The sequence below is a fragment of the Fuchsiella alkaliacetigena genome, from assembly GCF_023227765.1.
GTDB lineage: Bacteria > Bacillota > Halanaerobiia > Halobacteroidales > Acetohalobiaceae > Fuchsiella > Fuchsiella alkaliacetigena.
Genome location: NZ_JALKBZ010000004.1, coordinates 16,942 through 35,553, shown reverse-complemented (window position 1 = coordinate 35,553; position 18,612 = coordinate 16,942). Strand labels below are relative to the sequence as shown.

Here is an 18,612-nt window from a genome sequence, read left to right as displayed (position 1 = left end):
CTACTTTATATAAAGTAGGACTCTTTTTTTAACCACAGTTGCTATAGCCACAGTTTTTACAGTTACTACAGCCCTGTTCAAAGTATAGTTCAGCTCCGCATTCTGGACAATCAGGATTTCCAAATGCTTCATTATCCAGATTGTCAATACTAAGCTCATCTTTAATATTTTCAGTTATTTGTACAGATAGCTCCTTAAATCCATTAGCCTCAATTATTTCCTTGAGGGCCCTACCTACTACGTCAGAACAACTGCGACCAATCAATTTCTTACCTTTGCCCTTTTGATACATAAAGCTAGGACAAGTGCTAGTAGAGCGCAACTGATCTATAATCTCCCGAGCATCTATTCCCGAACGAAGAGCCATGCTAGTTAACCTACTAACAGCTTCAGTCATCACACTGCAACCACCACCTGAACCAGTAGTCAAGAAGGTTTCAATAGGCCCATCGTCCTCTACATTAATGGTCAAGTACATCTTACCACAGCCAGTATCGTACTTAACAGTCTGTCCATTAGCTAGTAAAGGTCTTTCTTTAGGATGAATCTTATTACTCCACTCTTGCGTACCTTCGCTATCAGTATCAGACTGAAGAACCTGACTTTCTCGAGAGCCATCGCGATAAACTGTCAGCCCCTTACAACCCAACTCATAGGCCATCAGATAAGCCCGCGCTACATCCTCTCTAGTAGCTGAATTAGCTAAGTTAATAGTCTTCGAAACAGCATTATCCACGTGCTCTTGAAAAGCAGCCTGAATCTTAATATGCCAGCCCGGAGCAATATCCATAGTAGTTACCAGCACCTCTTCTTCAGCCTCTTCGGTAAAGTCATACTCAAAGGTAGAAACATTGCCCTCACCATCGGTATGAGTATAAGAAAAGGAGAAGAAGGGTTCAATTCCCCCGCTAGTGCCAGCCAAAAAGCTAATAGAACCTGTGGGAGCAATAGTAGTTAAGGTAGCATTTCGCTGCGGCACCTCATAATCACTTTCCTCCCAGGCTAGAAAAGGGCCCTTCTCTTCAGCTAGCTCTTGACTATACTGATGAGCATTATCATTAATAAAGCTCATCACCCGTTTAGCCATCTCCACAGCCTCCTGACTATTATAAGGGATACCTAACTTAATCAACAGCTCGTGAAAGCCCATTACTCCCAAACCTACTTTTCTAGCCTTCATCACCTGTTCTTCAATTTCAGCTAGAGGATAATTGTTCATATCTATGACATTATCCAAAAAGCGAACCGCTAACCTGACAGTATCCTTAAGCTGATTCCAGTCTACTTCTCCCGATTCAACAAACTTAGCTAAGTTAATAGAGCCTAAATTACAGGCCTCATTCGGTAAAAGTGGTTGTTCACCACAGGGATTAGTAGCTTCAATCTCTCCTAAGTTAGGCACCGGATTATGTTGATTAACTTCATCTAAAAAGATAATCCCCGGCTCGCCATTCTTCCAAGCATACTTAACAATTAAATTAAAGACCTCTCTAGCCTCTAACTCTTCCACTACTTCCTCAGTTCGCGGATTAATCAGTTCGTATTTTTGATCTTCCTTAACCGCTTCCATAAACTCCTCAGTCACCGCTACCGATAGATTAAAGTTAGAAAACTGTCTATCCAGTAGCTTCTGCTTATATCTTTTTAGCTTGTACTTAATCTTTTTAGGATCTATATAAGTATTTTCCAAGCTTTCCTTAAACTCTTGATATAGCTCTTGATTTTCTTCACTCAACTCTCCTTTAGCGTGAATAAAGTCTAAAATATCAGGGTGATCTACTCTTAACATTCCCATGTTGGCCCCCCTACGTTTTCCACCCTGTTTAACGGTGTCAGTAGCACTATTGAAGACCTTTAAGAAACTTAAGGGCCCTGAACTAATCCCTCCAGTAGACTTCACTACATCATTTTTCGGTCTTAAGCGACTAAAAGCAAAGCCTGTCCCGCCGCCACTCTTATGTATCAAGGCTGCATTTTTAACAGCACTAAAGATACCTTCCATGCTATCGGGTACCGGCAGTACAAAACAGGCTGCTAACTGTTGTAACTCAGTCCCCGCATTCATCAAGGTTGGGGAATTAGGCAGAAACTTAAACTCCGTCATCAACTCATAAAATTTCTGCTGATAATGTTCTCTTTTTTCCTGATCCTCTTCAGCAGCGGCAATATTCTCAGCTACCCTCACAAATAACTCTTCTGGTGTCTCAATAATTTCCCGCTCTTCATTTCTTTTTAAGTACCTATCTTCCAATAGATTCTCGGCATTTGCCGATAATTCAATACTCAAATTATTATACCTCCCTTTTAAAAAACTAACTAAATAAAATTCTAACAGTAAAGTATATTATATAGCTTTCAAATCAAAAATTCAACTCTGCTGAAATAATATATAGAATAAGTTGACTAGATAGTTATAAGTGACTAAGTCTAAATAAAACAGCCTACTTAAAAAAAGGACAGATTTAATCTGCCCCTTGAAGAATCTATCTACCAAACCAAGAATTTATAGGTCTTCCATCTTGATACTCTATCCATCTAGTTTTGCTATCTTCATCCTGAGGAACCAAGACAGTTGCTCCAGTAGCTAATTTTTGATTAGCATCATGCCAGTAATTAGCCTTCAACATAGATCTAATACTAACTCCATTTTCAAAAGCAATATCAAAAATATACTCCCCATCCTTAGCTACAGTATGAATTTTATGCTCCTTAAATAGGGCCCGATTCACAGGCATCAACAAGCTTTGTCCACTTCGCAACTCCTCTTCATCAGCTAAGCCATTAATTATCCGCAAAGCCTGCTTAGGCACTTCAAAATAAGCTGCTATATCCGCTAAAGACTCTCCAGCTTGAACTCGATACTGATTATTTAGTCGTTTCACAGTACTTTTTAAACTATTATACTTAGTAGAATCCTCTAAAGAAACTACCAGTAGATCACCCTCGCTTAAATCATTAACATCATTTAACTCATTAGCCTCCATTAAATCAGCAATTTTAACTCCAAAGTAATTAGCGATACTCCAAATTCTATCATTTTCTTGAACTTCATAATAATAATCTACTATGCTAGTAGATTTATCTTCACTTGACCTTGAAGATCTATCTCTCCATGATCTCCAAAAGCTATCTCGCCATGATCTAGAAGATTCATGATTATCTTCTTCCTCTTCTACATCTACAGGCACCATCAACTCTTGTCCTATAAATATTTCATAACCACTACCAATACTATTTAGCTCCACTAACTCTTCAACAGTAGTATTATGCTGCTGAGCAATACTCCACAGTATATCTCCTGATTGAATAACATAATAAATATAACTATCATCTTCAGTAGAATCTTCAGAAGAATCATAGTCAATTATCAGTCTTTGTCCAGGATAGATAACCCCAGCACTATCAATACCATTCTCAGCTCTCAACTTATCAATATCTATCCCAAAGTTTTGAGCAATCTTCCAGAGAGTATCCCCCTCTCTCACCAAATAAGACGCAGCCGAACTATTATTACTAACACTAGACCAAGAAACACTACCTACCACAACCTCTTGCGCCTGAATAGGGACTACCGAAAAAGCCAAAATAAAAGCCAAAAAAGCTGGAACAATAAACCTCCGCATTAGACTTTCTCCTCTCTATATAATTACCCTAAGTTTAGCACAAAGTATCCAGCTAAACAATAAAAAATAATTACTACTTAGAGAGAAAAAGCCAACTAAGCTCTAAACAAAATAAACGCTTAATCCTACTAAAGCACTACCTAATATCAGTTTCAACTTTTTCCCATCTAAACGATGAGCTAGATATCCTCCACTAAATACCCCTAATAGCTCTCCAGTCAAAGCCAATGCAGCTACTAAAAGCTCAATTCTACCGTTTACTAAATAGCCAACGGTCCCCGCCAAAGCTGCAAAAACACTAACAACTTGGCTAACTCCCACTGCTACTAACATCGGCCAGCCTAAAAAGATCAAAATAGGCACCAATAAGACGGGCCCGCCTACTCCCAATAAACCAGAAGCTAAACCAACACTAATCCCTAAAGTAAAAAATATCAGCTTCCCAAAGCGCCCTTCTAATTCAAGCTGCCAATCCATTCCCTGAGCAACTAACCTATCTTTAAAAATTGTAAAAATCCCCATTACTGCTAAAAATACAGCCAAAATAATCTCTAACCAGGTTTGGGATAAGGCTAAGTTCAACTGCGAACCAAATAAAGCTCCTATTATACTAGCACAACCCAAAAGCAAAGCTGCCGGCCAATTAATACTTCCTTGACGATGATAAATATAACTCCCCAACAAACCAGTACCAATAAAAGTAATCAAAGCCGTTCCCATAGCCACAGAAATAGGTAAATCAAGAGTTAGTATTAAAACTGGAGTTAAAAATATCCCCCCCATTCCCAACATACCTATTGATAGTCCAATTAAAATCGAAAGACAAAACAAAAGCATCATTTTTATCAAACCCCTTATTAATTAGCATATCAAAAAGTATAGTAAAACCAGCTCTCAAAAAAGAGTAGGCTACTATACCCATTTAGTTTAATCTTATAAGTTAATTATGTATCATTTTAACATATTTAAAGAAATATATCAAAAAGCTCCTGCTAATCCAATGCTGTTTTAACCTTCTCTCTTCCTTGATACTCAAACTTAAGTCGACGGTAAGAAGCCAATACTTTTTCAGCTAAGTTAGAAATATTATATTCTTTAGCCTTCTGCAAAGCATTCTGACCCATTCTGGCTCGTAATTCATCATTAACTAACAACCTTTCTACTTGCTCTCTAAAAACTGAGCTATCACCAGGAGTTAATAAAAATCCATCCTCGCCAGAAGTAATAATATCCCTAACTCCAGTTCCCTCCAAAGCCACCACCGGCGTCTGACCAGCAAAGGCCTCTAAGATTACTATTCCTTGCGTCTCAACTAAAGATGAAAAAACAAATAAATCGGCCAGCTTATATAGTTTAATTAGTTGCTCATGTTCTAAATTACCCATAAAAATAACTTTGTCTTCTATACCTAGCTCTACCGTTAATTCTACTAAGCTTTCTCTTTCCGGGCCATCCCCAACTATCAACAGCTTAGTTCTAGGCCGTGAGCTTAAAGTCTGCTCTAAAGAACTAATTAAAAAGTCAATATTTTTTTCGCTACCTAATCTGCCTACAAAAAGTAAAATATTCTCCACCTGTTCAGCAAACTGCAAAGGAAGTTCCAGATTTTCTTCTTCCAATTTAGAATACTTATTGAAATCAATCCCCGTCGGTATGACCTCAATTTTAGTATTAATCCCCATTTCGATTAAATGGTCAGTCATTCCTTTAGTGGGAGTAAATATTAAGTCAGAATCATTACAAAAGACCTTAACTATCTTCTCTAAAGTAGTAGCACAGATCTTATCAATCCCCGCCGGTAGATGAGAACAGTACTCTGTATAACGAGTATGATAGGTATAAACCATAGGTAAATTAAGTTTATGCGCCAACTTCTGTCCCACCCTGCCTAAGAAAAAAGGATGGTGTGAATGAACAAGATCCACCTGCAAATCGAGCAATTCATCCTTTAAATTACTCAAGCCAGATAAAGGAATAGGCAAACAAGCATCACCATACTTAATCATCTTCAAAGAAGGGATGCGAATAATATCCTGTTCATCCTGAAGATCGCTTTTATACTCGGGAGCAAAAATAGTAACTTGATGCCCTAATTTTCTAAACTCATTAGCAAAGCTTTCAATAGAAATTGGCACTCCACCTACAAAAGGTTTATAATTATTAGTAAACATAGCTATATGCATCCTATCAACTCCTTTACAAATAAAATCCCAAATATTATTAAAACAATCTTTATACATAGCTATTTTTTCTCTATTTTCCAGTCCTTATTCATTATCTATTCAAAAATTTAATAGTAAAAACTAAGGACTGCTAAACTAAAATAGCAGCCCTAGCTTTAAACTAAGTAATTTTAACTATTAACCTCTGACCAACCTGCTCTTCATTAGGAAATATCAGTTTGATTTCCTCTTCAAGTTCTTGTACAAATAAAGAAGCTGTTCTAAAATTAAGCTTTTTATTTTTATCAGCTAAATCCAGTTCTAACCTATAACCGCTATAATCAATCTGTTCAATATTTTCCGTCTCTTTAATTTTTCGCCGCCGACCATATCTTTTGCTCCGAGAAGTATTATCTATTAAGTCCACTTCAACTTCGGTCTGTGATAATAAATCTACTAGATTTTGAATCTTTTGATAGGCTCCTTGTCTATGTAAGGCCTTTCCTAAATAAGGTGTAAACTCATCCTTTACAGCTTCCATTTAGCTTTTAACCCCCTTGGGTCTAAATTAAAAATAATCCCATTTCTACTACTTATTATAACACAGACTACCGAAATTTAAACGAAACTTTCTTAAATGATTCAACTGCTTTGTTGAGTTTCTTTAAGTGATGATCTCTTTCATTGCTGCTCCTAATCTTTTAATACCGGTTTTAATCTCGGCTTTATCAACACAAGAATAATTCAGCCTTAAAGTATTTACAGCCTCTTCATTTATATAAAAGGGATCACCGGGTACAAAGGCTACCTTCTTTTCAATTGCTAATTCAAATAAGTCCATTGCTTTAAGGTGAGCAGGTAAAGTAATCCATAAAAACATCCCCCCGGCAGACTCTGCACATGAAACCTCCTTCGGAAAATATTTATCAATACTAGCCAACATCTCCCGACGATGACTGTTATAATTACTTTTAATCTTAGCAATATGTTCATCAAGGTCATTATCAAGCAAATACTGATATAAAATTCTTTGACTAATATAATTAGTATGCAAGTCCGAAGCCTGCTTAGCGATCACCAATTTTTCCATAACCACCTCTGGAGCTATAACCCATCCCACTCTAAAAGAAGGAGCAATAGTTTTAGAAAAAGAACCTAAAAGAATAGCCTGCTCTGGAATTAAACTTTTAAAAGATACTAAGTCCTCTCCCTCATATCTAAGCTCATAGTAAGGATCATCTTCTATGAAATAAACATTATTATCTTTTATAAGTTGGGCTACCTGCTTACGATTAGAGTCAGAATAAGAAATCCCGGAAGGATTTTGAAAATTAGGCACTCCATATAATAGTTTGGCCTGATTATTATCTAAAACCGACTCTAAATCATCAAGGTCCAAACCTTCATTTAATAAAGACACAGTTTTAAAGCTAGGGCTATATACTGAAAAGGCTTGAATAGCTCCTAAATAACCCGGTTCCTCCATTATCACCTCATCACCCACATCTAAAAAGATTTTACCTAATAAATCCAAAGCCTGTTGTGAACCACTAGTAATCAAAACCTCCTCCGCCGAAACCTCAATTCCTCGTTGTTCTCGATACCTTTGGGCAATAAACTCTCTTAAGGGAAGATACCCTTCGGAATTACTATACTGTAATACCTCTTCCCCAGCAACATCTAAAACAGAATTACTGGCTTCCTTAAGCTCTGTTACTGGAAAAAGTTCTTTATTTGGTAATCCTCCCGCAAAAGAAATTATCTCAGGATCCAAAGAAACCTTTAGTATCTCCCTGATAAAAGATTTTTGCACATCTACAACTCGATTAGAAAATAAGCCATCCATCAATTCCCACTCCTTTATAATTAGCCTTGTATACTATAATAGATTATTATATAATCTAAAACATAAACCATATAACATACATTTATTATATTGTACATTTTGAAAGGAGTTGAGTCAATGGAATTTAGAAAAGATTTTTTATCAGGATTAAAAAAGGGGAGTTCTATTGCTCTAGGATACCTACCTATAGCTATCACCTTCGGTTTAATAGCAAACTCAAAGGGAGTTCCTAATCAGATAAGCATATTAATGTCCTTGCTGGTTTTTGCAGGAGCTAGTCAGTTTATTGCTATTAATCTATTAAGTTTAAGTACAGCTTATTGGCAAATAGTAGTAACTACTTTTATAGTTAACCTGAGACATCTTTTAATGACGGCTTCCATAGCCCAAAAGATCAAAAATAAAGTCCCTAAAAAGTGGCTACCTCTGTTGGCTTTTGGAATTACTGATGAAACTTTTTCTTTAATCTCTCTCAGTCCTAAAACAAGTCTGAGCACTGCTTTTATTTTAGGAGTAAATATAATCGCCTACACAGCGTGGATAACAGGTACAGCCATCGGAGTCTATATCGGCAGTAGTCTCCCGAAAATAATCCAGGCCAGTATGGGTATTGCTCTCTACGCAATGTTTATCGGCTTATTATTACCTAGTCTCAAGGAGTCTCGACAAGTACTAATTATCTCAGCTCTAGCTATAGCAATTAGTTCACTTTTATATTGGGGCACCTCCAGCCTAGCAACGATATCTCAAGGCTGGCAGATTATTATAACTACAGTTCTAGCCTCTACTATTGGCGCTTTAATATTTACTGAGGAGGTAAGCAGCAATGAATAGACTAATCTTTTTAATAATCGGTATGGCCTTAGTAACCTACCTGCCCCGTTTACTACCTATGCTCCTATTTTCTAGTATTGAACTACCATCTTTCTGGAAACGTTTTCTAAGCTTTATTCCCTATACAGCTCTCAGTGCCCTACTCTTTCCAGAAATTTTATTCTCCACCGAAAGCATAGAGTCGGCTATATTCGGCGGGAGTATTGCCGTTATACTAGCTTATTATAATGTAAAGTTATTTTTAGTAGTTAGCAGCGCTATTGGAGCAGTTCTATTATGGGAATTAATCATTTGAAAAAAGTAACTATTTATTCTAAATAGATCTCTACTTTATCCCCATCATCCTGGACTTCAACAATCTTCTGAGTAGTTTCAGCATTTTCAATCTGCTGAATCACTTCATCTAAATCTATATTCTTCTCTCTCAGCTTCTTTTTAACTGAATCAGAGATAAAGTTCATAACTACCTTAGCTATAGAGAGAGGAATATTTATATTTACTTTATTCTCTCCCTCTTCATCAACCTTAATCCGCAAATGCTTAGCTTCTCCTTTGAACTGCTTCTCTACTTCCACTTCTTCTTCTAAAGCACTTAATAGCTTTTCTGCCTCAGATACATCTATCTTTCCAGCAGATAACATATCCAAAACCCTTCGTTTTTCTTCACTAACCATTTGTTAACCCTCCTTCTACTATATTTTTTATAAATAACTCTACCAACTCTGGGTCAAACTGCACCCCGGCCATAGATCTTAGCTCTTTCAAAATTTCCTCCTTGCTCAAAGGATCTTGATAAGGGCGACCACTGCTCATAATCTCGTAAGCCTCAACAATAGAGAAAATCCTAACTAAAATAGGAATCTCTTCACCTGCTAAGCCTCTAGGATATCCCTCACCATTCCACCACTCATGATGGCACAGAATTTCTTCACTAACTATACTTAGCTCTGTAGACCTAGCTATCTGATAACCAGCTTTCGAATGTTTTTCTATCTCTCGCCATTCTTCCTTTGTTAGCTGTTGAGGCTTTTTTAAAGTATCCTCTGAAACTACCACCTTGCCTATATCGTGATAGTCAGCTATTATTTCTAATTTATTCAGTTGCTTAGAAGACAGCTGACAAAGCTCTCCTAATTTTAAAGACAGTTCCTTTAAACGTTGACAATGTTCTGAGGTTTCATAAGCTTTTCCAGCTAATTCTTTTTGCAAGGAAGTTAATATTTCCTCCCTAAAGCTCTTACTACGATCTATTTTCTGTTTATACATCTGCTCTTCAGCATTTTTAATAGTCATTTCTATACTCTCAGTAATCTGTTTTTTCACAGCATAACCTAAAGAAACACTAGGCTTAATTGATTTAATCTTTCTTTGTCTACATTCATTATCAATCCGTTGACAAATATCGGCTACTTCCTCTTCTGCAGTCTGAGGAAGTAGAATTATAAATTCATCACCACCCCAACGAGCCACTAGATCCTCTTGACGACAACAGTCAGCTAGTATTTCTGCTATCTGTGACAGTAATTGATCTCCCAATTGATGTCCAAAGACATCATTAGCTAACTTCAATCCATTAACATCTACAAAAATAATTGCTATCGGTAACTGCCTTTCGGTATCATAGCGCTTAAGCTCTTCTTGAAAGTAAATCTTATTATATAAGCCAGTCAACTGATCATTGAAGGTTAAATATCTAATCTGCTTCTGTCTTTCGCGTTCTTCAGTAATATCGCGGGCCCAGCAGATAGCATACTCCACTTCACCTTTAGCATCTAACTTAGGAACCTTATTAACAGTTAATAAACGTAGCTCTCCCTGAGCATTTTCAATCCACATTTCTTCATTGAAGCTAATCTGATCAGAAAATACTTCTGAATTACCTTGAGTACAAATATCTACTCGTTCATTATCAATAAAATCAGAAATTTTCTTCCCTTCAATCTGTTCCTTACTCAAGCCTAAAAAATCAGCATGAGCAGAATTAACCTTTCCATAAGTCAGTTGATCTTTTAAATACCAGACCTGAACATCGATATTTTCTAATAATAACTCCTGTTCAACTGCTTTTTGTTCAAGCTGCTGACGAGCACTTTGCAACTCCAATTGATTCTGAACTCTAGCAATTACTTCCTGGCTGTGAAAAGGTTTAGTTATGAAGTCGACGGCTCCTAAATCAAAGCCTTCTACTTTATCTTCCACATTATTCAAAGCACTCAAGAAAATTATCGGAATATCTGCAGTAGTAGAGTCACTCTTCAACTTTTCACAAGTTTCAAAACCATCAAGTCCAGGCATCATAATATCCAAAATGATTAAATCAGGAGTCCTTTCAGCAATAAACTCCAATGCTAACTCTCCATTACTTACTGCAGCAATATTATAACCATTCCTTTTTAGCATATTCCCTAATACCTGTAAGTTATGCAAGTTATCATCTGCAATCAATATTAACTCATCTTTACTCATAATATAACACCACCGTATCAAATAATTAACATTTAAAAACACCTTTTAGTTAATAAAAATAACTATTTAACAAAAGTTCTGTTTTTATCTTATCATTTTTTAAAAGAAATTGAAACTTTTAGTCTAAAAATCAAGCTAATTTTGCCTCGATTTTTAATAAAAGCTTTTCATTACATATATTTTATGATATTCTATATATAAAGTAATAATTTCTTTATAAGGAGCTGAGATAATGACAACTAACTTAAAAAATTCATTTAAACAATTAGATTCTTATCAACATCTCGGCTTACTATACGAAAATTATGCCGAGTGGAAATCAGCAGTGGGTAACTTTGCCCTAGCAGCAATAGAAAATAACGAAAAATTCCTTTGCCTGGCTAAAAAAAGCTCCTTTAAAGTTATTAAAAAATTTCTACTTGCCCAAGAAGTAAATGTCTCAACAGCAGAAAAAAGAGGACAACTAGTTCATATAAATGAAGATGAATACTTTCCTGAAAATAAAAACCTTAAATTAGATAAAATAATTAACTTTGTTAACCAAAAAACCGAAGCAGCTCTTAATGAAGGCTATTCAGAGCTTAAAATAACTATAGAAACTAGCCTTTTATTTAAAGACAAACATGAAATTGATAAAATTACTGCAAAAGAACTTAAATTAAAACAAAAATTAATTAAAAATCAACCTTTAACAATTCTCTGTAGCTATAATACTAAAAAACTAAATCCAGACTTAATCAAAATAGCATTAGAAACTCATCCTAATGTAATTCATAATAATAATATCCACGAAAACCCTTATTATATTCCACCTGTAGAATCTAAGCCAAAAAATAAAACAGAACATCAAGTAAAAGCTTGGCTAAATAATATAGATACCTTCAGCAAAGAAAAAAATAAGTTTAAAGAAGAACTAGAAGCTAGTTACCAACAGTTAGAAGCCTACAACCAATCATTAGAAAAAGTAACTGAAGAGTTAGATAAATCCTTTTATAAAATGAATGAACTAGCTAGTAACTTTGAAAAAATGATCGAACTCACTGCCGATTTAAATAAAAAATCTTTTCAACAAGAAGAGAAATTTTTATCTAAATTACTTAATACAGCCATCAATATTATTCCCGAAGCAGATTATGGGCTCATCTATATCTTCGAGAACAATAAGGTAGACTTTAAAAATGCTATCGGTTATGATCTAAATAAACTTAATAGTCTATCAATAACTCCCGAAATCTTTAAAAGTAATTCGCGAGAAGCTATTACTACTGATAAATTTATCAAAACTCACCAATGCCCAGAATTAAGAAAAATTATTGACCAAACTAAAGAGTCTATCAAAATTGGGCTCTATATAAATCAAGAAGAAATCGGTGGATTAAGCTTAAGTATTGCTGAAGACAGCAAAGAAAGCTTTGGTCAAGATAGCAAAAGATTAATTAAAGCCTTTAGCAATATAGCTAACTCCTTTTTCACTTTACAAAAGCATAGTGAAATGCAGAGTGAATTCCAAAAAGAAATCATTACTTCCATTACTCAAATGTTAGAAATTCACGATAGATATACCAAAGGTCATTCACAAAATGTAGCTCAGACTGCTAAAAAAATAGCAGTAGAAATGGGGCTTAAAAATCAAGAAGTTGAAGATGCCTATTGGGCCGGTATTGTTCACGACATAGGCAAAACGGTTATCCCTGATAGAATCCTAAATAAAAAAGGCGAACTAAGCGACGAAGAGTACGAAGAAATAAAAAAGCATCCTCGCTGGGGCTATTTAACCCTCAAAAGTTCACCTAAATTAAAGAAAATAGGTGAATACGTACTAGCTCATCACGAAAGATGGGATGGGCAAGGATATCCACAAGGACTTAAAGGCGATGAAATCCCTCTAATTTCTCAAATTATTACTTTAGCTGATGCTTGGGATGCAATGAACTCAGATAGATCATATAGAAATAAACTTCCCCGCAACATAGCTTTAAAAGAAATTAGAAATAATAGTGGCCAACAGTTTTCACCGCAAGTAGTAGAAGCCTTCATCAAACTACTGAGAAAGAAAAAGATTAGCAGCTAAGCCGTTGCTAATCTTTTTTAATCAAACTCTTTGCCAGCCACTATCCCGGCAGTAAGCAGTCCATCTATCGGAGTAGAGTAAGGAGGAGCATAAGCTAAATCTAACTTAACAAGCTCTTTAACAGTCATTTGATTATAGATTGCAGTAGCCAAAACATCAATTCTTTTATCCACTCCAGCCTCTCCAACTACCTGGGCTCCCAACAATTTTTCATTTTCTTGATTAATCACTAACTTAATAAATATACTCTCCGGTCCTGAATAATAACCTGCTTTACTAGGCACTCGAACAGTAGAACTTACTACCTTAAAGCCCTCTTTTTCGGCCATCGTTTCATTAAGTCCAGTAGAGGCTACTGTCAAGTCACAAACCTTAGCAATAGCTGTCCCTAGTACACCTTCAAATTCAGACTTCTTACCTCCTAAATTACTGCCAGCCACTCGGCCCTGTTTATTAGCTGTAGAACCTAAGGGAATCCAAACAGACTTATCTGTTAACAAGTGCTTGCTTTCCACACAGTCTCCAGCAGCATAGATATTGCTTAATGAAGTTTCCAGCTTAGAATTTACTTTAATAGCTCCCGATTGACCTAATTCTATTCCTGCTTTTTTAGCTAACTCTACATTCGGACGCACCCCAATGGCTAAAACTACAAAATCAGCTTCTAGCTCTACCCCGGAGTCTGTAATTACCTTCTCTACTTGCTTTGAACCTGCAAACTCAACTACTCCATCATCAGTTAAAATTTCTACTCCCTTTTTAATTAAATGCTCACTAACTAGCTCTGCCATTTCCGGATCTAAAGTAGTTAAGATCTGTTCAGCCATCTCTACTACTGTCACTTGCAAATCCAAGGCTAAAAAGTTTTCTGCTAGTTCCATACCAATATGCCCACCACCTACAATTACTGCTCGCTGCGGATCTTTTTCTTCGATAAAAGACTTAATCCGCTCGGCACTGCGTACATTACGCAAGGTAAAGATATTATCTAACTCTACCCCAGGAATGGGCGGAATTACCGGTTCAGCTCCAGTAGCAATTAATAACTTATCATAGTTAAGACTATATGTTCTATCCTCCTCTAAATCCTTAACCTGTATCTCTTTATTAGCAGGTACTATCTTTTTCACTAACTGCTTAGTCCTGACCTCAACTCCCTTAGCAGCCTGAAATTCAGTTGGATTATAGACTATCAGTTCACCCCTACCTTTAATTAAATCAGATATGTAATAGGGAAAACCACATCCAGAATAAGAAATATCGCTATCTCTTTCCAAAATAATAATTTCCGCTTCGGGATTAATCCTTTTAGCTCTAGCTGCTGCTCTAGTCCCAGCTGCTACACCACCGATTACTACTATTTGCATTAAACCACTCCCTTAATTATTTCGTTTAATAATAAAAAAAGTAATATCATCTTGGGCTTCTAAGCTGCCAGTAAAATCTTTAAAGTCTTTATTAATACAATCAATTATGGTCTCCGGAGGTAAATGAGAACACCTGCTTAAGACACTTTGCAAGCGCAGCTCTCCATATTGAGAGCTCTTAACTCTTTCTTCTATCAGACCATCAGTAGTCATAAAGACTGTTTCACCTGCTGTTAACTCTATTGTTTTTTCCTGGTAGCCAGAAGCATTTAATTCAGCATAAATTTGATTTTTAATTGCTTTGGAAACCGGCAAACCACTACAATAAATAGAAGTTACTTCACCGGTAGTTGAAACTAACTGGGGTAAAATTTGAAAACCAGCATTACTAAAAACAAACTCCATCGTCTCCAAATCCAATACTCCTAAAAGAAGACAAATAAAATAATCATCTGGAAAAGACTCCTGTCTATACTTATCAATAATAAAATTAATTATAGCTGCCGGAGAAATAGACTGCTCCTGCTGATATTTATATATCAAATAGCTATTAATAGACTCTCTTAAAAAAATATTCAACATAGAACCATCTAAACCATGACCACTAACATCAGCTATATAAACTATTAACTGCCCGGCTATCTCTATTACATCATAAAAGTCACCACCTAATTTATCAGCAGGTTGATAATAAGCTCCAAAAGACAGCCCCTCTATTTTTGGTAGTTGATCCGGCAAAAACTGACTATGTAATTTACTTCCCTTTTCAAACTCCTGATTTAAGCTATTATAAAGCTCTTCTAAAACCATATTCTTTTCTTTAACCTCTAAGTGATAGTTTTTAAGCTTTTCTTCTCTTCGTTTGCGCTCTATAGCATTAATGAATATATCACCTGCTATTTCAAATAACGAAATTATTTCACTAGACCATTTATGTTCTTCTTCTATTGAATCGAAACCTAAAATACCGGTTAATTCATTTTTATAGATCAAAGGTATAATTAAAGCATGATCAACATTGAGATATTCAAAAAGCTTTCTTTCATAGTCAGCTTCCTTAGGCAATTGCTCAATATCTGTAATTTCCAAGGTTTCCCCTTGAGTTAGTTTGCGTAGCAGCCAATCAAAATCCTTCAAGCTTGAAGCTTGCCCTTTTCTAATCATGCTACTCATAGTACTTTCAACTTCAAACTCCTCACTCCACCATTTATAAGAATTGACAATATGCTCTTTGTCTTCAGATAATAAGTAAATATAACTATACTCAACCTCGATAAAACGAGCGATAGTCTCTAAAGCTTCTTCGATCTTACTGCTGATTTCAGTTAATTCCAAATTGATAAAACTTTTTGAAAACTTCATAATCAGCCCTTCTAACTCCATTCGATACTCCAAATGATTATGCAGTATTTCCTTTTCAGTAATATCCTCAGCCACCCCGGCGTAACGATAAACTTCATCTTTTTGATTATAAACTGGAAAAAACCTAGCCTCAATCCAACGAGTAGAGCCATCACCCCTGATTATCCTAAATTTCTCTTCAAATTCAATTCCTTTTTTAAAAGTCTGCTTAAGCTTAGCACTCACTCGATCTCTATCTTGACAATAAATAGTTTTTAACCAAGATAAAGGCTTTTTATAAAGATTTTCGCGACTTCTTTGCCAAACTTCTTCATAGGCCGGGCCCACATAAAGCATCCTTTTTAGATCAACACTTACCATGAAAAAAACTTCATGGATACTTTCAGTAAGCTGACGAAACTTCTCTTCACTTTCCTTTAAGGACATTTCTGCTAACTTTCTATCAGTAATATTCTTTTTAAAGCCAATATATCTATCTTCAGTCAGTTTTACTGCATTTAAAAGAGTATAAAAAATCACGCCGTCTTTTCTTTCTATTACTAGTTCCTTATGTAATTCCCCTTCATCAATTAAGTTTTTAAAGTCCTCGCTAATCTTTAGCGATTCTTCCTGGGCATTTAGCTGGCCCACGTACATATTAAGTAGCTCTTCTTCATTATAACCTGTCAACTCACAAGCAGCCTGATTCACCTCTATATACTTACCTTGTCCATTTACAACAAAAACTGCATCCGGAGCAGAGTCTATATACTTGCGAAACTTTTCTTTGTTTCTTTTGATTTTTTCTTGGGCCCTTTTCAATTTTAGATGGTTCTCGACTCTAGCTAAAACCTCCTCTTGCTGAAAAGGCTTAGTTATAAAGTCTACCCCTCCTACTGCAAACCCCTTTAGTTTACTTTGCACATCTCCTAAAGCACTAATGAAAATTATCGGTATATCTCTAGTAGGCTCCATTGACTTTAATTGCTGACAAACCTCAAAACCATCAATCCCAGGCATCATTATATCTAATAATACTAAGTCTGGAACTCTCTGCTTTACAAATTTCAGAGCCTGTTCTCCATTCTCTACTGCTGCTACTTGATAAGACTTATCCCTCAACATACTACCTAAAACCTGTAAGTTGCGCGATAAATCATCAACTATTAAGATTAAAGTATCCTGAGATATAACTATCACCTCTTTTCTCAGTTAAATAATCTTTTTTAAAATCATCTTCATTCATGCTTATATTCTAGACCTGCCTAGTATTTACCTTCATAATAATAAGGATTATTAGCTAAAGCTTTAGTACTGATAACCTTTGCAGTATTAATAAAAATTTTATATAATATACATAATTAAAGATTTAAGGAGTGACAAACATGAAAAAAAAGCAGCAAGCTGTTATCGATAGTATTCTTAATTCAATCAATCAAATTGAAAAACTAAGCAAAGACTTAGTTTACGAAGACTTTATCAGCAATAAAAAAATCCAAGAAAAAATCACTAAAAGTTTAAAGTCTTTAGAGAAAAAACTTCACCAATCCTCTCGAAGTCTAGAACAAAAATACTCAATTACTGAAACAGATACTCATTGGCAAAGACTGACTAACTTAAGTAGTATTATCACTAAAAACTATACTAAACTTAACTTACCTGATTATTTAGGAATAGATTTAGCAATTATTTGGGAAATAACTAAAAATACAGTTCCTAAAGTTAAAACAGAACTAAAAACTATCTCAACTAAAATAGAAACTAATTAATACACTTAACTATTAGCTTTGAAAACATATTGTCTTAAAGATAAAAAAACAGAGCTACTATCTAACAGCTCTGTTTATCAGCCTTAACTATAAATCTAAATATAAGTCTCCTTCTTTAATCCAAGCTTTACTGCGCATAAATTGAGCAATCAATAACGTAAGCACTGCCGGAGATATAAAGTGAAGAATAATAATTTCCGGCAGAACAGCTAAACCCATTACCTCTACAGTCCCAAACTGTCCTACCAAACCTGCTGTTCCCATTCCAGAACCAATAGGATTATTTTTCATACTAAAAACTGTAGTAGCCACAGGCCCCAGTATAGCTGCAGTCAAAGTAGGTGGAATCCAAATCAAAGGATTCTTAACAATATTAGGTATCTGTAACATAGAAGTACCTAAACCCTGAGAGATTAAACCACTAATTCCATTTTCGCGATAGCTAGCTACAGCAAAACCTACCATCTGCGCAGCACAACCTACCGTAGCTGCTCCCGCAGCTAAACCTTCTAAACCTAACATAATACCAATAGCAGCACTACTAATAGGCAAAGTAAGAGCCATTCCCATCAGCACAGAAACTATAATTCCCATTGGCACTGGCTGTAATTGAGTAGCTTGATTAATTACAGCTCCTAGTCCCTGCATTAAAGAATCAACAACAGGGCCCGCAAACTGCGCAACTAAAAGCCCAGTAATAATAGTTATAACCGGAGTAACTACAATATCCACTGGAGTCTCCTTAGAAACAGCTTTACCAAACTCAGCTCCCACAACTGCTGCTAAAAAAGCACCTACTGGCCCGCCTAAAGCAGCCCCAGCAAAACCGGTTACTGCCGAAGTATAGATCACTAAGCCAGGGGCCTGTAAACCATGAGCTACTGCCACTCCAATAGCAGGGCCCATCATCTCCATAGCTGTCTCCCCAAACTCATATAAAAGCTCAATCCCTAACTGTTCACCTAACACATTCAAAATCAAACCAACAATCAAAGAAGCAAAAAGACCTAAAGCCATAGCTCCTAAAGCATCAATTCCATATCTCTTAACAGAAATCTCTATATTCTTTCTTTTTAAAAAGCTTTCCTGTTTAATAGAACTATCATCCCCCATAATAAGCTTACTCCTCTCTA

Annotated in this window: 15 protein-coding genes; 4 read left to right on the top strand and 11 right to left on the bottom strand. The window is 35.7% G+C overall.

Annotation, left to right across the window (positions count from 1 at the left end; all coding sequences use genetic code 11):
• Nucleotides 1–28: 28 nt before the first annotated feature.
• The 6 genes from MWH30_RS01935 to MWH30_RS01910 form a co-directional block, all read right to left on the bottom strand.
• Nucleotides 29–2,281, bottom strand: a complete 2,253-nt coding sequence (locus MWH30_RS01935) for an adenosylcobalamin-dependent ribonucleoside-diphosphate reductase (RefSeq protein WP_372494116.1) — start codon at nt 2,279–2,281, stop codon at nt 29–31.
• A 202-nt stretch (nt 2,282–2,483) separates the two neighbouring features.
• Nucleotides 2,484–3,623 carry a muramidase family protein gene (locus MWH30_RS01930; RefSeq protein ID WP_248662359.1) on the bottom strand — a complete coding sequence of 380 codons (1,140 nt, stop codon included), beginning with the start codon at nt 3,621–3,623 and terminating at the stop codon, nt 2,484–2,486.
• Nucleotides 3,624–3,725: 102 nt separating this feature from the next.
• A complete protein-coding gene (locus MWH30_RS01925) occupies nt 3,726–4,463 on the bottom strand; it encodes a sulfite exporter TauE/SafE family protein (RefSeq protein ID WP_248662358.1) in 738 nt (245 codons plus the stop codon).
• 152 nt (nt 4,464–4,615) lie between these two features.
• Nucleotides 4,616–5,806: a glycosyltransferase gene (locus MWH30_RS01920; RefSeq protein WP_248662357.1), complete on the bottom strand. Its 1,191-nt coding sequence runs from the start codon at nt 5,804–5,806 to the stop codon at nt 4,616–4,618.
• A 160-nt stretch (nt 5,807–5,966) separates the two neighbouring features.
• Nucleotides 5,967–6,326: a hypothetical protein gene (locus tag MWH30_RS01915; protein WP_248662356.1), complete on the bottom strand. Its 360-nt coding sequence runs from the start codon at nt 6,324–6,326 to the stop codon at nt 5,967–5,969.
• A 123-nt stretch (nt 6,327–6,449) separates the two neighbouring features.
• On the bottom strand, nt 6,450–7,631 hold the full coding sequence (locus MWH30_RS01910; protein WP_248662355.1) for an aminotransferase-like domain-containing protein: 1,182 nt from the start codon (nt 7,629–7,631) through the stop codon (nt 6,450–6,452).
• A 117-nt stretch (nt 7,632–7,748) separates the two neighbouring features.
• Here MWH30_RS01910 and MWH30_RS01905 point away from each other — a divergent pair, with 117 nt between their 5' ends.
• A complete protein-coding gene (locus MWH30_RS01905) occupies nt 7,749–8,465 on the top strand; it encodes an AzlC family ABC transporter permease (protein WP_248662354.1) in 717 nt (238 codons plus the stop codon).
• Nucleotides 8,458–8,760 carry an AzlD domain-containing protein gene (locus MWH30_RS01900; RefSeq protein WP_248662353.1) on the top strand — a complete coding sequence of 101 codons (303 nt, stop codon included), beginning with the start codon at nt 8,458–8,460 and terminating at the stop codon, nt 8,758–8,760. Before MWH30_RS01905 ends, MWH30_RS01900 begins: the two co-directional genes overlap by 8 nt.
• A 13-nt stretch (nt 8,761–8,773) precedes the next feature.
• Here the strand turns inward: MWH30_RS01900 and MWH30_RS01895 are convergent, their stop codons facing one another.
• Both MWH30_RS01895 and MWH30_RS01890 read right to left on the bottom strand, forming a co-directional pair.
• Nucleotides 8,774–9,139: an SHOCT-like domain-containing protein gene (locus MWH30_RS01895; RefSeq protein ID WP_248662352.1), complete on the bottom strand. Its 366-nt coding sequence runs from the start codon at nt 9,137–9,139 to the stop codon at nt 8,774–8,776.
• The gene (locus MWH30_RS01890) at nt 9,132–10,931 is read right to left on the bottom strand and encodes a diguanylate cyclase domain-containing protein (protein ID WP_248662351.1); all 1,800 of its coding nucleotides are present in this window, start codon (nt 10,929–10,931) and stop codon (nt 9,132–9,134) included. Before MWH30_RS01890 ends, MWH30_RS01895 begins: the two co-directional genes overlap by 8 nt.
• Before the next feature lie 232 nt (nt 10,932–11,163).
• On the opposite strand from MWH30_RS01890, the gene MWH30_RS01885 reads away from it, so the two are divergent.
• Nucleotides 11,164–13,002, top strand: coding sequence for an HD domain-containing phosphohydrolase (locus MWH30_RS01885; RefSeq protein ID WP_248662350.1), 1,839 nt, complete (start codon nt 11,164–11,166; stop codon nt 13,000–13,002).
• 17 nt (nt 13,003–13,019) lie between these two features.
• On the opposite strand, the gene MWH30_RS01880 is transcribed toward MWH30_RS01885, so the two are convergent.
• Nucleotides 13,020–14,369 carry an FAD-dependent oxidoreductase gene (locus tag MWH30_RS01880; protein WP_248662349.1) on the bottom strand — a complete coding sequence of 450 codons (1,350 nt, stop codon included), beginning with the start codon at nt 14,367–14,369 and terminating at the stop codon, nt 13,020–13,022.
• 12 nt (nt 14,370–14,381) lie between these two features.
• A complete protein-coding gene (locus MWH30_RS01875) occupies nt 14,382–16,910 on the bottom strand; it encodes a PAS domain S-box protein (protein ID WP_248662348.1) in 2,529 nt (842 codons plus the stop codon).
• A gap of 185 nt (nt 16,911–17,095) precedes the next feature.
• Here MWH30_RS01875 and MWH30_RS01870 point away from each other — a divergent pair, with 185 nt between their 5' ends.
• Nucleotides 17,096–17,479 carry a HepT-like ribonuclease domain-containing protein gene (locus MWH30_RS01870; RefSeq protein ID WP_248662347.1) on the top strand — a complete coding sequence of 128 codons (384 nt, stop codon included), beginning with the start codon at nt 17,096–17,098 and terminating at the stop codon, nt 17,477–17,479.
• 87 nt (nt 17,480–17,566) lie between these two features.
• Here MWH30_RS01870 and MWH30_RS01865 read toward each other — a convergent pair whose 3' ends face one another.
• On the bottom strand, nt 17,567–18,592 hold the full coding sequence (locus MWH30_RS01865; protein WP_248662346.1) for a PTS sugar transporter subunit IIC: 1,026 nt from the start codon (nt 18,590–18,592) through the stop codon (nt 17,567–17,569).
• Nucleotides 18,593–18,612: the final 20 nt, after the last annotated feature.